The organism is Leclercia sp. UBA7405, from assembly GCF_037152215.1.
Taxonomy (GTDB): Bacteria; Pseudomonadota; Gammaproteobacteria; order Enterobacterales; family Enterobacteriaceae; genus Enterobacter; species Enterobacter pneumoniae.
In genome coordinates, this window is the sequence record NZ_JBBCMR010000003.1 from 223,442 (window position 1) to 238,118 (window position 14,677).

The window sequence follows — 14,677 nt, forward strand, 5'->3', positions numbered from 1 at the left end:
GCAAACTATCCCCTCGCCCCTTTGGGGAGAGGGTTAGGGTGAGGGGTAAAGAAACTTACTTCAGCGTCCCTACCAGCGCCTTCCTGCTCTCTTCCAGCGACACCACGCGTTTACAGACATCTTTGCCGAAGGCCTGGAAATCCGCTTCCTGATTCTTCCACTCATTCTGAATCGAAGTCTGTAATCCGCCCAGGCTACCCAGCACGCCCTGCAGCGGGTTACCGCCGCCTTTCAGCACGGCTTTTGCACCCATCTCGTTGATGCTGTCCTGCAAAATACCGCCCATCGCCTGGTTCACCAGCTGCTGGCCGTCGGCACGCACCTGGTCGATAGCTTTGTAGTGGAAGGTCAGGCCGTCGGGACGGCGTTCAATGATGCGGTTCATCTGCTCTTTCAACTGGGCATCCAGTTTGGTCAGGCGGGTACGCATGTTGCTGCTCTCCCCCACCTCTTTGGCGATGATCTTATCCAGCGCCACGCGGCCCTTTTCTACGCGGGTACGGGCGCCGTCGTCGATCCACGGCAGCGCGGAGCGCAGATCGGCCTGATAATCTTTCGCCTGCTCACGCTGGGCTGCGCTCAGGCTCGCTTGTTTGCCATTAAACATGACGCTGCCATCCGGGGTAATGACCAGATTGCCGTTCTCGCCTTTCACCTGCACGGTTTGCGGGCTCAGGATTACATCGTCACGCGGCGTCACTTCACATTTATATTCAGCATGCGCCGTTAAGGCGGTTGCCATCAGTGCCGCTGCCAGCAGCGTTTTGCGCATCATAAAAACTCCCTCAGACAAAATGGGCCAGCAAATGCTGGCCCCTTATGTTTAATTAGTCCCACCAGACGTCGAAAAGTTCGCTGATGCGTACCTCTTCGTATTTATGGTCTTCTAACCATTTACGGACGATAGCCTGATGTTCTTCCGTGCAACGGCCGATCTCTTGTTTGCAGATCAGACCTTCCCACGCCAGGTAGCCACTGCCATCAAAGGCCAACTGGTTAGGTTCGATAACCTCTTCGATAAACGCATCAACGTCTTTATCGATCTGTTCTACGCTGGTGCCTTCCGGAAAACGCCATGCAACGGAAAAACCTACTTCCTGGAATTCGTCGATGTGCATTTTCTTACGCAGACGACGGCTACGGTTCTTTGCCATTATTTCACCCTCTCGAACATTAAGTCCCATACGCCGTGACCAAGACGATGGCCACGCTGTTCAAATTTGGTTACCGGCCGGGAGTCCGGACGCGGCACGTAGTCGTTACTTTGCGACTGGTTTTTATACCCGTCGAGCCCCGACATGACTTCCAGCATATGTTCTGCATAGGCTTCCCAGTCGGTCGCCATATGGAAAACGCCACCCAGTTTAAGCTTACTTTTCACTAACTCAGCAAAGGGTGCCTGCACAATGCGACGTTTATTATGACGCGCCTTGTGCCATGGGTCAGGGAAAAAGAGCTGAACCATATTAAGTGAGTTGTCAGGGATCATTTTGTGCAGCACTTCTACCGCATCGTGGCACATCACACGCAGGTTTTCGACACCCTCTTCATGGGCCGTAGCCAGACATGCGCCCACGCCCGGTGAGTGCACTTCAATTCCGAGGAAATTTTGTTCCGGGCGCGCTTTCGCCATCGTGACCAGCGAAGCGCCCATGCCAAAACCAATTTCCAGGGTGATGGGCGCGTCGCGGCCAAACAGTTCGACAAAATCGACAGGCTGCTCGCTGAACTCAACGCCCATCACCGGCCAGTAGTTGTCCAGCGCATGTTGCTGACCTTTGGTCAGGCGCCCCTGACGGCGGACGAAGCTGCGAATACGGCGCAGCGGGCGGCCGTTTTCATCAAATTCCGGTGAAATGACGTCGTTTTTCATAAAAGAGTAGTCTGCTTGTGAGTATGTTCGGGAAACGGGCATTATCCAAAGTTAAGGCATCTATGCAAGCATGGGAAAGATCCGGTTTACAGCCGATTGCCGCTGTGCTGCAATTCGCCCCCCTGATATCGCGAATCGAAGACCATGCAAGCCTCTCAATTTTCAGCCCAGGTGCTGGACTGGTACGACAAATACGGGCGTAAAACCCTGCCCTGGCAAATTGAAAAAACGCCCTACAAAGTATGGCTCTCTGAGGTGATGTTGCAACAAACGCAGGTCGCCACCGTGATCCCCTATTTTGAGCGCTTTATGGCGCGTTTCCCAACGGTAACCGATCTGGCGAATGCCCCCCTTGATGAAGTGCTGCATTTGTGGACCGGGCTTGGCTATTACGCCCGGGCGCGTAATCTGCACAAAGCCGCTCAGCAGGTTGCCACGCTCCATAAGGGTAAGTTCCCGGAAACCTTTGACGAGGTTGCGGCGTTGCCCGGTGTCGGGCGTTCCACCGCCGGGGCGGTACTCTCCCTGTCGCTGGGCAAACATTTTCCAATACTGGACGGAAACGTTAAGCGGGTGCTCGCTCGCTGCTACGCCGTTGACGGCTGGCCCGGAAAAAAAGAGGTCGAAAAGCGTCTGTGGGCGTTAAGCGACGCGGTGACGCCGGCCAAAGGGGTTGAGCAGTTTAATCAGGCAATGATGGATTTAGGAGCGATGGTCTGCACCCGCTCCAGACCAAAGTGCGAGCTTTGCCCGGTTAATAACCTCTGCGTAGCCTATGCCAACCATTCATGGGCTAACTACCCCGGCAAAAAACCTAAGCAAACGCTGCCAGAGCGCACCGGCTATTTTCTGCTGCTGCAGCATGATGAGAACGTCTTCCTGGCCCAGCGTCCGCCGAGCGGGCTCTGGGGCGGACTGTTCTGTTTCCCGCAGTTTGCCGACGAAGCCGGGCTGCGCGCCTGGCTGGCGGATCGGCAGATTAATGCCGATAATCTTCGGCAGTTAACCGCGTTTCGCCACACCTTTAGCCATTTCCATCTGGATATTGTGCCAATGTGGCTTCCAGTGTCCTCATTCACCGCGTGCATGGATGAGGGAACCGGTCTCTGGTATAACTTAGCGCAGCCACCGTCAGTGGGACTGGCGGCACCTGTAGAGCGCTTGTTACAGCAATTACGTGTTGGGGCAATAGCGTAGCCCCGGCGCGACAAAGAGGAATGATTATGGCCAGAACAATTTTTTGCACCTTCCTGCAACGTGACGCAGAGGGTCAAGACTTCCAGCTTTATCCAGGCGAGCTGGGTAAGCGCATCTATAACGAGATCTCCAAAGAAGCCTGGGCGCAGTGGCAGCATAAGCAGACCATGATCATCAACGAGCAGAAGCTCAATATGATGAACGCTGAACATCGTAAATTACTGGAGCAGGAGATGATCAACTTCCTGTTCGAAGGTAAGGATGTTCACATCGAAGGCTATACGCCGCCGGAAAAATAATGAAGGGCCAGATGGCCCTTTTCACTGCTCACAACACGCACTCCCGGAATGATGAAAAAATTTTTAGCGCTAGCCCTTGTTGCGCCGTTGCTTGTTTCTTGTTCCTCGAAAAATAAAGGCGATAGCTATAACGAAGCCTGGATAAAAGACACTAACGGTTTTGACATTCTGATGGGGCAGTTTGCCCATAACATTGAAAATATTTGGGGATTTAACGAGGTCCTGATTGCCGGACCAAAAGATTACGTTAAATATACCGACGCGTATCAGACCCGTAGCCACATCAACTTTGATGACGGTACGATCACGATTGAAACCATTGCAGGCACTGAACCTGCGGCACGCCTGCGTCAGGCCATCATCAAAACCTTGTTGATGGGTGACGATCCGGGCACTATCGATCTCTACTCTGATGCCGACGACATCACCATCTCTAAAGAGCCGTTCCTGTACGGCCAGGTAGTGGACCAGACCGGCCAGCCGATTCGCTGGGAAGGTCGCGCCTCGAACTTCGCCGATTATCTGTTACAAACGCGCATGAAGAGCCGCACCAACGGCCTGAAAATTATCTACAGCGTCACCATCAATCTGGTACCGAACCACCTCGATAAACGTGCCCATAAGTACATCGGTATGGTGCGTCAGGCGTCGCGTAAGTATGGCGTCGATGAGTCGCTGATCCTTGCGATTATGCAGACTGAATCCTCGTTTAACCCGTATGCCGTCAGCCGTTCCGATGCGCTGGGCCTGATGCAGGTTGTGCAGCACAGCGCCGGGAAAGACGTGTTCCGTTCACAGGGGAAATCGGGTACGCCGAGCCGTAGCTATCTGTTCGATCCTGCCAGTAACATTGATACCGGCACCGCCTACCTGGCGATGCTGAACAATGTCTACCTGAGCGGCATTGATAACCCTACGTCGCGTCGTTATGCGGTGATCACCGCCTACAACGGCGGTGCGGGCAGCGTGCTGCGCGTCTTCTCCAGCGATAAGCTGCAGGCGGCGAATATCATCAACAGCATGGCGCCAGGTGATGTCTATCAGACCCTGACCACCCGCCATCCATCCGGTGAATCCCGTCGCTATCTCTACAAAGTGAATACGGCGCAGAAAAACTATCGTCGTCGTTAATCCACACTTTCCCCTCACCCTGCCCCGTCTCCCTGGGGCAGGGTGAGGTGGACGCCACAACGCCCGCCTGCCATACGAAAATGTTATTTGCATCACAATCCAAACTGCAAATTAATGAGGATTGCATTTTTTTGCGGGAGGTAACAAAACATCAGGCCGTCCACTGATAGAATTGCACCAAATAGCCCCCCTGAATGTTTACACACTAACAATTAGCCCGCTCACTTGTGAGGAAAGCAACATGAACCTTAAGCTGCAGCTTAAAATTTTGTCATTTCTGCAGTTCTGCCTGTGGGGGAGCTGGCTAACCACGCTCGGCTCCTACATGTTTGTCACGCTGAAATTTGATGGCGCATCCATCGGGGCGGTATACAGCTCGCTCGGTATCGCGGCGGTGTTTATGCCGACGTTGCTGGGGATTGTGGCGGATAAGTGGATCAGTGCGAAGTGGTTGTACGCACTCTGTCACCTTGTAGGCGCAGCAACGCTATTTATGGCGGCCGGGGTGACCACGCCTGGGGCGATGTTTGCAGTGATCCTGCTTAACTCACTGGCTTATATGCCAACGCTTGGGCTGATCAACTCGATCTCCTACTATCGCCTGAAAACGGCAGGTATGGATATCGTGACCGACTTCCCGCCAATCCGTATCTGGGGCACCATCGGCTTTATCATGGCGATGTGGGCGGTGAGCTTCTCTGGGTTCGAACTGAGCCATATGCAGCTCTATATCGGCGCGGCGCTCTCCGTACTGCTGGTGCTGTTCACCCTGACGCTGCCGCATATTCCGGTTTCCAACCAGCAGAAAAACCAGAGCTGGAGCAGCATGCTCGGTCTGGATGCGTTTGCGCTGTTCAAAAACAAACGCATGGCGATCTTCTTTATCTTCTCGATGCTGCTGGGCGCTGAACTGCAAATCACCAACATGTTCGGCAATACGTTCCTGCACAGCTTTGATAACGATCCGCTCTTCTCGGGTAGCTTTATCGTTGAACACGCGTCGGTAATGATGTCGATTTCGCAGATCTCCGAGACGCTGTTTATCCTGACTATCCCGTTCTTCCTGAGCCGCTATGGCATCAAGAACGTGATGCTGATCAGTATCGCCGCGTGGATGCTGCGCTTTGGTCTGTTCGCTTACGGTGACCCGTCTGCCTTCGGCACCGTGCTACTGGTGCTGTCGATGATTGTCTACGGCTGCGCCTTCGACTTCTTCAACATCTCGGGTTCCGTGTTTGTCGAGAAAGAGGTTCGCCCGGAAATTCGCGCCAGTGCGCAGGGGATGTTCCTGATGATGACCAACGGCTTCGGCTGTATTCTCGGTGGGATTGTGAGCGGTAAGGTTGTGGAGATGTATACCACTAACGGCATTACCGACTGGCAGCCGGTATGGCTAATCTTCGCCGGTTACTCCGTGGTGCTGTTCTTTGCCTTCATGGCTCTGTTCAAATACAAACATGTTCGTACTGCGGATGGCGTTCAGCCCATCGCACACTCATAAGATGTTGCCCCTCTCCCGCGGGAGAGGGGCTGTGCATCACTTCAGCACATAGCCGTACAACCGCTTAATTCCGTCCGCATCCTTTTCGCTGTAGACCCCCTGTAGCTCCGGCGAGAAGCCGGGCAGAAGATTAACCCCCTCTTCCAGCGCCAGGAAGTAACGCTGTACCGCCCCGCCCCACACTTCGCCAGGCACAACGCACAGCACGCCCGGTGGATAAGGCAACGCCCCTTCAGCGGCGATACGCCCTTCCGCTTCGCTAATACGCACCAGCTCCACGTCGCCGCGGATAAACGCCTGGTTAGCATCCTGCGGGTTCATCGCCACCTGCGGCAGACTCTCCTGTCGGAACATCGCTTTTTGCAAATCTTTCACATCAAAGCTGACGTACAGATCGTGCATTTCCTGGCATAGCTGACGCAGGGTGTAGTCGCGGTAGCGCACCGGATACTTCTGCCAGATGGTGGGCAGCACATCCGCCAGCGGCGTATCGTCTTCAATGTGCTGTTCAAACTGGCCGAGCATCGCCACCAGCTGCGCCATCTTGTCTGCGCTCTCCGCCGGGGTGAGCAGGAAGAGGATTGAGTTGAGGTCGCATTTCTCCGGCACAATCCCGTTTTCACGCAGATAGTGCGCCAGAATAGTAGCCGGAATACCGAAGTCGGTGTACTCCCCGGTTTGCGCGTCGATGCCGGGGGTGGTCAGCAGTAGCTTGCAGGGATCGACAAAGTATTGCTCACTGGCGTAGCCCTCAAAGCCATGCCATTTCGCTCCCGGCTCAAAGCTAAAGAAGCGCAGTTCACTGGCAATCGCGTGGGTGGGATGGTCCTGCCAGGGGCGCCCGCCTACCTCCGGCGGAATAAACGGACGTATCATTTTGCAGTTAGCGATAATCGCTTTACGCGCTTCAATACCCAGCGCGACGCACTCAGCCCAGAGACGGCGTCCGCTCTCCCCTTCGTGCATTTTGGCGTTCACATCCAGCGCGGCAAACAGCGGATAGAACGGGCTGGTAGAAGCATGCAGCATAAAGGCATTATTCAGGCGCTTATGCGGGCAGAAGCGTGCCTGGCCGCGAATGTGGTTATCTTTTTTGTGAATTTGCGAGGTTTGCGAGAACCCGGCCTGCTGTTTGTGCACCGACTGGGTGACAAAAATACCTGGATCGTTCTCGTTCAGTTCCAGTAACAGCGGTGAGCTGTCAGCCATCATCGGGATAAACTGCTCATAACCGACCCATGCCGAGTCAAACAGGATGTAGTCACAGAGGTGACCAATTTTGTCGATGACCTGACGAGCATTGTAGATGGTGCCATCGTAGGTGCCGAGCTGGATCACCGCCAGGCGGAACGGACGTGCATCGTTCGCCTTCGCGGGTGCCACCTCACGAATCAATTTACGCAGATAGTCATCGTTAAAGCAGTGTTCATCAATCCCGCCGATAAAGCCAAACGGGTTTCGCGCCGCCTCCAGATAGACCGGCGTCGCACCGGCCTGAATCAGCGCTCCATGATGGTTTGATTTATGGTTGTTGCGGTCAAACAGCACCAGGTCGCCACGGGTGAGCAGCGCATTGGTCACCACTTTGTTAGCGGCAGAGGTGCCGTTCAGCACGAAGTAGGTTTTGTCGGCGTTAAAGACCTTTGCCGCGAATTTCTGCGCATGCTTGGCCGAGCCTTCGTGGATCAGCAGATCGCCCAGTTTGACGTCGGCGTTGCACATATCGGCGCGAAAGAGATTCTCGCCAAAAAAGTCGAAGAACTGACGCCCGGCCGGGTGCTTTTTAAAGAAGGCTCCGTGCTGATGGCCAGGGCAGGCAAAGGTGCTGTTCTCCATGGCAACGTACTGGGTCAGGGTGTCAAAAAATGGCGGCAGCAGCGTCTCTTCGTAGTGGCAGGCGGCGTTTTCGAGCTCCAGCCACTCCTGCGCTTTACCCGCGATGACGGCGGCAACCCCGGCAGGCGCATCCAGCGGCTCTTGCGAGAACATAAATACAGGTAGCTGGAACCCCGTGCGTTTCAGTAAGGCCAGGATACCGCTGTGACTATCAGCGAGGGTAATGACGACTGCCGCCACATCCGTAAAATCGGTGTTATCCAGCGTCACCACTTCCCGGTGCGTGGACAAGGCGGAAACCAGCTCGCGGCTGACGGCAATTTTCATTGTTTTCATAAGCGCAAATACCCGTTAAAGGCGAGAAAAAGCCCCGGACAGGGTGACAACCCTGCCCAACGAATGTGTCTGACCGGAGTTCAGCTCCGACCGCCAGACATCAGTAAAAGCAGAGCATGTCTGATTTTACTGCTGTCCTGCAGCGAGCGTGCGATACCCTCACCGCATGGTGAGGATAGAGGAGAAAGCGGAGATACGGCCAGCCATTCGCAAAGCGACATACAACATATTCATAGGCGGCCCCGTATCCTGAAGGAGAAAATTCGCGCAATAATGGCACCTTTCGCCAGGGGGCGCAAGGAAGAATCCTTATGCAGAAAAGCGGCTAAGAATTGGCGATTACTCTCTGAAAAGAGTAATAATAATGCAATATCAATGAGTAATTAACAGGAGTCCATTTTGGTTATCGGCCCCTTTATCAATGCAAGTGCCGTGCTGCTGGGCGGCGTGCTTGGCGCGGTTTTGAGCCAGCGTTTACCTGAGCGTATTCGCTCCTCCATGCCGTCGATTTTTGGTCTGGCCTCGCTGGGTATCGGCATTCTGCTGGTCATCAAGTGCGCCAACCTGCCGGTGATGGTGCTGGCGACCCTGCTCGGTGCGTTGATCGGCGAATTTTGCTATCTGGAAAAAGGTATTAACGGCGCCGTCGGCAAAGCCAAAAATCTGATCTCGCGCGGCAAGAACGCCGCCGGCGCGCACGATTCATTTATTCAGAGCTATGTGGCAATCATTATTCTCTTCTGCGCCAGCGGCACCGGTATTTTTGGCTCGATGCAGGAGGGGATGACCGGCGACCCGAGCATTCTTATCGCTAAGGCGTTTCTCGATTTCTTCACCGCCACCATCTTTGCCACCACGCTGGGTATCGCCGTGGCGGCGATTAGCGTGCCGATGTTGCTGATTCAGCTTGCTCTGGCGACCTGTGCCACGCTCATATTGCCGCTCACCACTCCCGCGATGATGGCCGATTTTACTGCCGTGGGCGGCCTGCTGCTGCTGGCAACCGGGTTGCGGATTTGCGGCATTAAAATGTTCGCCGTGGTGAATATGCTTCCCGCGTTGATCATCGCTATGCCGCTCTCGGCCCTGTGGACGGCCTTTTTTGCCTGAGTTCGCAGCAATCTGGCGAGAGAGTGTGCAGTCTGTAGCGAAAACAACAAATTTCGTTGACGCGAATGGGCGGATCGGGTTTAATGCGGCCCGTTGCCCGGATAGCTCAGTCGGTAGAGCAGGGGATTGAAAATCCCCGTGTCCTTGGTTCGATTCCGAGTCCGGGCACCACTATTCATAAGGCCTCGCTGCAAAGCGGGGCTTTTTTCTTTTCTGGCTATGGTAGATTTCTGGTCGTTGCAACACGTTATTTGTTTGCTGGATTTCTCGCCATTTTCGCTGATATTCGTTACTTTTAGACACCTCAACATCCTCTGATGTACCTTTTCCTAACCTCACTGCTACGGTCTTTCTACGGTCCTTTACGGTTCCTTTCTCTCAGATCATTCATAAATACGGGGAAAACGGGGGGATTATCATTTCTCCTTAATCCGCTGGTCTTAACGTGATTTTGTCGCGGGGAATAGGGTGGGGAAACCCCCAATAGCAAGCGGGGAAACTTGGCAGCATACACCCTCCACCATTCACATGGGGATTTTCACCAGTCCGTCCACCTGCAACAAGCTCTTCTTGCCCTTTCACTTCTTACCGTTTTCAGAATCCCCCGTCCTCCACGCCATCATAAAATGGTTTATCCGTAGTACTACTTGAGCTAAACGTATTGGACTGTTAAAGCTGAGTGTCCGCTGTCGAGGGATATGCGGGCATTACTAGCAGCATTCTGAGTGAAACAACGGGGAGCATGTCACGCTTCCCAACCCGTTATTTCAGCGTGCCAAACTGTTTGTTCTTCAGTGCATATAGTCGGTCGAACTCAGCATAGGGCTCTCCCGTTTCAGCTGCGTGCCGGATTTTAGCGTCCAGAAGGTCGGGCAAAGGGATCCCATGACTCAGTGAGTGGTAAAGATCATAACCACTGACACAGATAACACGCTTCCCTTTACCAAAAGCCGTCAGACCTTCAGGCGTAAACCCCATCCAGCTGATAAAAACGCCGCGTGTCCAGGTTGCCTTGGTACTGAGCTTTCCTTCAAATACATGGAGATCGGCAGCCGACGTTCTTTTCTGATGCCACTTTGCCTCCATCAGGTAAAATTCATCATTCAGTCGGAAACTTCCGTCAATCTGTTCGCCTGTATTTCGGAAAGACGAACGGGGAGCGAGCTTAAAGATACTGAACAGTTCAGCAAGCCAGGCTTCAAACCGAAAACCACGTGGATGTGGCGGCAGAGATTTCATCTCGTTCATTTCAGCGATAAGTGAGGGCCAGTCAACGCCATGCCATACCTGGACAGGCTTTACGCCTTTGGCTTCATCGGTGTCAGCGTTTTCTAAGCGGGAAATCAGTGCAAGATAGTCATTACGGCTTTGTTCAGCCTGTTCAGGCATGGATTCCGTTTTATACTGCCAGAGAGCGCCAAGAACCCGCAGAGCGGTCTCACGATCTGCCTGTTTCAGCAAACATCTAACTCGTTTGGCCTTTGACGTCCCCTCTTCCTGATAACGTTCATCATCAATATCAATGTTTAGTTCTTCATCAAAAAAAGCAGACAAGGTGCGGTTAGAGAAATCCAGTATCCAGCCAGGATCGCTCTCAAACACGAGATTAAACAGCCTCAAATCCTGCATTTTTAGTTTCACGCCTACCTCCTTTTTTTCACAGTATAACGGTATGAAAGTGGAGGAGGAAATGAGTCAGCACCTGTACACCAGCACTAGCGTGTTCCGCTATTGGCAGAACGCGGCAAACTAACTGTGCAGAAGGTCCACTATGAGCGAACAGCGGACATTAAAGACATCGCAGTATATTAATCATCGCGTAGCAGGTAAAAGCGATGGTATTTGACTGGTGATTAAGTTAAAAAGATTACTTAGGGAATCCTGATTCTCTAAAGAATATCAACCTTAGCCATAGGTAGATTCTTATGTTAAAGGCTGTATTATTTTGCTTACTCTGAAGGGAGTTGTTAAGGAGTTTTAAATTGCCTAGGTATATTTCTTTAAATAAAAATATTTCAAGTGCCATGAAAAGCAGTGATACCGTTTATCTTATCTTTTCAACTTGGAATGACTATTCTTATCGGACTCTGTTCAATTTAGAATATGTTGATGAGCATCGAACTGTTCATCAAATCGGTCAGATTAAAATAGGATTTAAAGGGCAGAGTGAGGAAGTTACTACATTCGAGAAAATGCAAACTCAATTTGCACGATTAAAAAACAACTTCTTCAGTCTTGCAGAAAGTCCGGAATTTTATCAGAAACTTTATGCTTGCGGTAAAGAGTTAAGCTATGAAATATTGCAGGATTTGAATTGTGTTGTCGTTAGTGATAAGGCTATGAATTGTGCAAGGGAAGAGGCAGTATTTAAAAAATCTCTTCTAAGAGATGTAAATATTAACACTGTATATGGCCAATTTAAAAGGTTAGTTAATGGTTTAGGTCAATTAACTGAGTTTGACTTTAGGTTTTTAAGAGTTAATCATAGGTTTTCAGATTTATACCTTGATTTTAACGTGGTTCCATATTCACTGCCTCCAACTAACATACACACAATAATTGGGAGGAACGGGTTAGGTAAAACTACTTTGTTAAATGAAATGGTTAATTCAATAATGAAACCTAATGCTGCTCGCAATGCTTATTTTGAGGATATCTATGACGGTAGGATAACAAATAAATATTTTAGCGCGGTCATTTCCATATCGTTTAGCGCATTTGATTCATTCACTCCTATTAGTGATCAAACTGATCCAACTTTAGGTACTTGCTATTACTATATAGGTTTAAAAAAACCTGGTTCTGTAGATTTAGCCCATCCTATCGAAGACATTAATGCACTTCACGAAAAATGCGCGAAGTCTGTTTATAATTGTTGCTCCGAGGATTCAAAAAGAGAATTATGGTTAGATGCTATAAGTGATTTGGAGTCCGACACTAATTTCCGTGACCTCAATCTTAAAGATCTCCCATACTTTGGTGCGCAAGAGATTGTAGATGAATGCAAAAGACGACTAAAGAGTATGAGTTCGGGGCATGCAATTATATTCATGACAATCAGTAATCTAATTGAGAAACTACAAGATAAGACACTCATATTATTTGATGAGCCAGAGAGTCATCTGCACCCACCGCTTCTTTCAGCATTCATACGTGCACTAAGCAATCTTTTATTTAAGCGAAATGGAATTGCTATCATAGCTACTCATTCGCCAGTGGTCCTGCAAGAGGTTCCAAAAAAATGTTGCTGGGTATTAACACGATTCGGCGAAGTAACAAATTTTTCAAGACCTTCAATTGAAACATTTGCAGAAAATGTAGGTATCTTAACAAAAGAGGTCTTTAAATTAGAAATGGAGAACTCTGGTTTTCATAAGTTGTTAAAAACTAAAGTTGATGAGGGTTTAGGCTTCGATGAAATTATGAGGGAATTCAAGAATAAAATAGGTTTCGAAGGTCAGGCTATTTTAATGAGTATGATTATGCTTAGGGATAGAGGTATTAAAATGGATGCTCCTAAAGGTGATAATCATGAATAAAGTTAATTTCCCTGCATTGCATTGTGATGATGTATATGCGACATGTTTGTTATCGGTTGGGCCTCGAAGCTTAGATTACAAGATTAAATTAAATAGAATCTCAGAGATTGTGGCTACTTCTTGGCAAAAGTTTGATGATCGTTGTACACCAAAAAACCTTCATTTATTCCCTCCTTGCCATCCCAGGAATAAAGAGCAGGTTATCACAGGAAATGTCACTAAAGATGATTTAATGAATCTGTATACACGTCATATGCTAAAGTTAGGCAGTGAATCCAGGAAAATATACGATAAGTTAAGAGCCGCTTCAAATGGTGTATGTCCACTTTGTGGAATCCACGGCGTTGCAACCTTAGATCACTATTTGCCTAAAGCCCGTTATCCTTTGTTCTCCGTTAATCCCAAAAATCTTATACCTGCCTGCCAGAATTGTAATGAAGGTAAGTCAGATAGTGTATTTGTCAATGCATCAGATCTAACTCTCTACCCTTACAATGATGATAATAAATTTTATAAAACTGATTGGATTTCTGCAACAATAGCGACTAGCAATGGGATATTGGTTTTCGATTTTTTTCCAGATCCTCCCAAAAAATGGTTGAATGTTGAACAACAGCGAGTGATAAATCATTTTAAAAATTTTAGCTTGCGTAGTAAGTATTCAATTAATGCTGCACAATTCGTGACCACCATTAATTCTGATATTAGAAGGATGTTATTGAATGGTGATCATAATGTCGTGCAAAGTCATTATCAGGAATTGGCAGGTAAGGTGCCATTTAATTCCACCCTGAGGGTTATGTATAATGCAATAGCTAAAGATTTAAATATTTGTCGCGGTGATTATTAAGTATTGATTCCATTATTATACTAGGCATGCCACTAGACAACTACTTGTGGCATTAGTTGCGTTACTCGTTCGATGAGATCACATATTTTTGCAAAGGCCACCAGATTTTATAACTCCATTTTACAGGGTTTACGATTTTTACCCAGTGCAATTCCTCTGTGCGGTCTAACTTGGATGAGGAATCATTTGAGTTCAAACGATGGATGCAACATCCTGCTTGAACTGCTATGTGGGCCTGACCTGCTTAACATCTCAGGTTGTTGTAACATCAGCTTCTGGCACATAGCCGCCCCACATACAGGCAACGCTACTAGTCCTTATGGCATGTAATTATACCCGACTGAAACACATATTATTTCTGTGGAAGCATCCCCCAACGGCATCTTTCCCCCTAAAGACCAGAATCAGACCGTAAAGGCCGTTTTGCGGTATTTCTCGTCTTCACTCATCTCATGAGGCACCAGCATTCCCTTCTCCACGCCAGAAAATCAACTTAGCCATTAACAACGCCGTGCCGGGGATGGGTCAACCCTGACGTACTTAACACCAGTCACAGGAGGTAATATGTCCAGTCCGAAACGCTTCCGTTTTACCAACCAGCTCATTAAATCCCTTCTTCCTAATTCATCAGATTCACGCAGCACCGATGCCGAATACAGCGACACCGAGATTTCGGGTCTGAAATGCTTAGTCAGTAAGGGTGAAGGACGTAAAAAGTTTTTGCTCCGCTACCTCTACCATGGAAGAAAACGCGCCATCGCTATTGGTCACTGGCCTGAGGTGGATGTCACCTTAGCCCGTAAGATTGCCATGGAACATAAACGCTCACTTGCCACCGGAACTGACCCTAAGCAGGAACGCGAAAACAAGAGACTAGAGATGACATTTGATGAACTCTTTAACCAGCATTATCTGATTTGGGCAAAGTCTGCTAAACGTAGTTGGGGAAAGGATTTCCAGCGCTATCAGAAGTCAGGCCCGTGAGTTTCTTGACCGGCTCGATGG

At 49.9% G+C, this 14,677-nt stretch carries 13 protein-coding genes and 1 tRNA gene; 9 read left to right on the forward strand and 5 right to left on the reverse strand.

Features of this window, described 5'->3' with window-relative positions; all coding sequences use genetic code 11:
• Positions 1–55: 55 nt before the first annotated feature.
• The 3 genes from WFN75_RS16325 to trmB are packed head-to-tail and all read right to left on the reverse strand — an operon-like array spanning position 56 to position 1,873.
• The gene (locus WFN75_RS16325; RefSeq protein WP_040074067.1) at positions 56–775 is read right to left on the reverse strand and encodes a DUF2884 domain-containing protein; all 720 of its coding nucleotides are present in this window, start codon (positions 773–775) and stop codon (positions 56–58) included.
• Between the two features lie 52 nt (positions 776–827).
• Positions 828–1,154 carry a YggL family protein gene (locus WFN75_RS16330; RefSeq protein ID WP_040074066.1) on the reverse strand — a complete coding sequence of 109 codons (327 nt, stop codon included), beginning with the start codon at positions 1,152–1,154 and terminating at the stop codon, positions 828–830.
• The gene (gene trmB, locus WFN75_RS16335) at positions 1,154–1,873 is read right to left on the reverse strand and encodes a tRNA (guanosine(46)-N7)-methyltransferase TrmB (RefSeq protein ID WP_040074065.1); all 720 of its coding nucleotides are present in this window, start codon (positions 1,871–1,873) and stop codon (positions 1,154–1,156) included. Before trmB ends, WFN75_RS16330 begins: the two co-directional genes overlap by 1 nt.
• A gap of 144 nt (positions 1,874–2,017) precedes the next feature.
• On the opposite strand from trmB, the gene mutY reads away from it, so the two are divergent.
• From mutY to WFN75_RS16355, 4 genes are all read left to right on the forward strand, one after another.
• Positions 2,018–3,070, forward strand: coding sequence for an A/G-specific adenine glycosylase (gene mutY / locus WFN75_RS16340; RefSeq protein ID WP_233800633.1), 1,053 nt, complete (start codon positions 2,018–2,020; stop codon positions 3,068–3,070).
• Between the two features lie 26 nt (positions 3,071–3,096).
• Positions 3,097–3,369, forward strand: a complete 273-nt coding sequence (locus WFN75_RS16345) for an oxidative damage protection protein (RefSeq protein WP_040074062.1) — start codon at positions 3,097–3,099, stop codon at positions 3,367–3,369.
• Between the two features lie 51 nt (positions 3,370–3,420).
• Positions 3,421–4,500 carry a membrane-bound lytic murein transglycosylase MltC gene (mltC, locus tag WFN75_RS16350; RefSeq protein ID WP_046887157.1) on the forward strand — a complete coding sequence of 360 codons (1,080 nt, stop codon included), beginning with the start codon at positions 3,421–3,423 and terminating at the stop codon, positions 4,498–4,500.
• Positions 4,501–4,741: 241 nt separating this feature from the next.
• Positions 4,742–6,001: a nucleoside permease gene (locus WFN75_RS16355; protein WP_046887158.1), complete on the forward strand. Its 1,260-nt coding sequence runs from the start codon at positions 4,742–4,744 to the stop codon at positions 5,999–6,001.
• A gap of 36 nt (positions 6,002–6,037) precedes the next feature.
• Here WFN75_RS16355 and WFN75_RS16360 read toward each other — a convergent pair whose 3' ends face one another.
• Positions 6,038–8,173 carry an ornithine decarboxylase gene (locus tag WFN75_RS16360; RefSeq protein ID WP_336996504.1) on the reverse strand — a complete coding sequence of 712 codons (2,136 nt, stop codon included), beginning with the start codon at positions 8,171–8,173 and terminating at the stop codon, positions 6,038–6,040.
• 399 nt (positions 8,174–8,572) lie between these two features.
• On the opposite strand from WFN75_RS16360, the gene WFN75_RS16365 reads away from it, so the two are divergent.
• Both WFN75_RS16365 and WFN75_RS16370 read left to right on the forward strand, forming a co-directional pair.
• On the forward strand, positions 8,573–9,283 hold the full coding sequence (locus WFN75_RS16365) for a DUF554 domain-containing protein (RefSeq protein WP_040074057.1): 711 nt from the start codon (positions 8,573–8,575) through the stop codon (positions 9,281–9,283).
• Between the two features lie 95 nt (positions 9,284–9,378).
• Positions 9,379–9,454, forward strand: a tRNA-Phe gene (locus WFN75_RS16370).
• A 591-nt stretch (positions 9,455–10,045) separates the two neighbouring features.
• On the opposite strand, the gene WFN75_RS16375 is transcribed toward WFN75_RS16370, so the two are convergent.
• Positions 10,046–10,924 carry a restriction endonuclease gene (locus WFN75_RS16375; protein WP_063848607.1) on the reverse strand — a complete coding sequence of 293 codons (879 nt, stop codon included), beginning with the start codon at positions 10,922–10,924 and terminating at the stop codon, positions 10,046–10,048.
• Positions 10,925–11,265: 341 nt separating this feature from the next.
• Here WFN75_RS16375 and WFN75_RS16380 point away from each other — a divergent pair, with 341 nt between their 5' ends.
• The 3 genes from WFN75_RS16380 to WFN75_RS16390 all read left to right on the forward strand — a co-directional run bounded on the left by WFN75_RS16380 (position 11,266) and on the right by WFN75_RS16390 (position 14,656).
• Complete coding sequence (locus tag WFN75_RS16380) at positions 11,266–12,822, forward strand: AAA family ATPase (protein ID WP_181634129.1); 1,557 nt, start codon at positions 11,266–11,268, stop codon at positions 12,820–12,822.
• Complete coding sequence (locus tag WFN75_RS16385) at positions 12,815–13,672, forward strand: HNH endonuclease (RefSeq protein ID WP_097758101.1); 858 nt, start codon at positions 12,815–12,817, stop codon at positions 13,670–13,672. Before WFN75_RS16380 ends, WFN75_RS16385 begins: the two co-directional genes overlap by 8 nt.
• Before the next feature lie 564 nt (positions 13,673–14,236).
• Positions 14,237–14,656, forward strand: a complete 420-nt coding sequence (locus WFN75_RS16390; protein ID WP_336996505.1) for an Arm DNA-binding domain-containing protein — start codon at positions 14,237–14,239, stop codon at positions 14,654–14,656.
• The last annotated feature ends 21 nt before the right edge of the window (positions 14,657–14,677 follow it).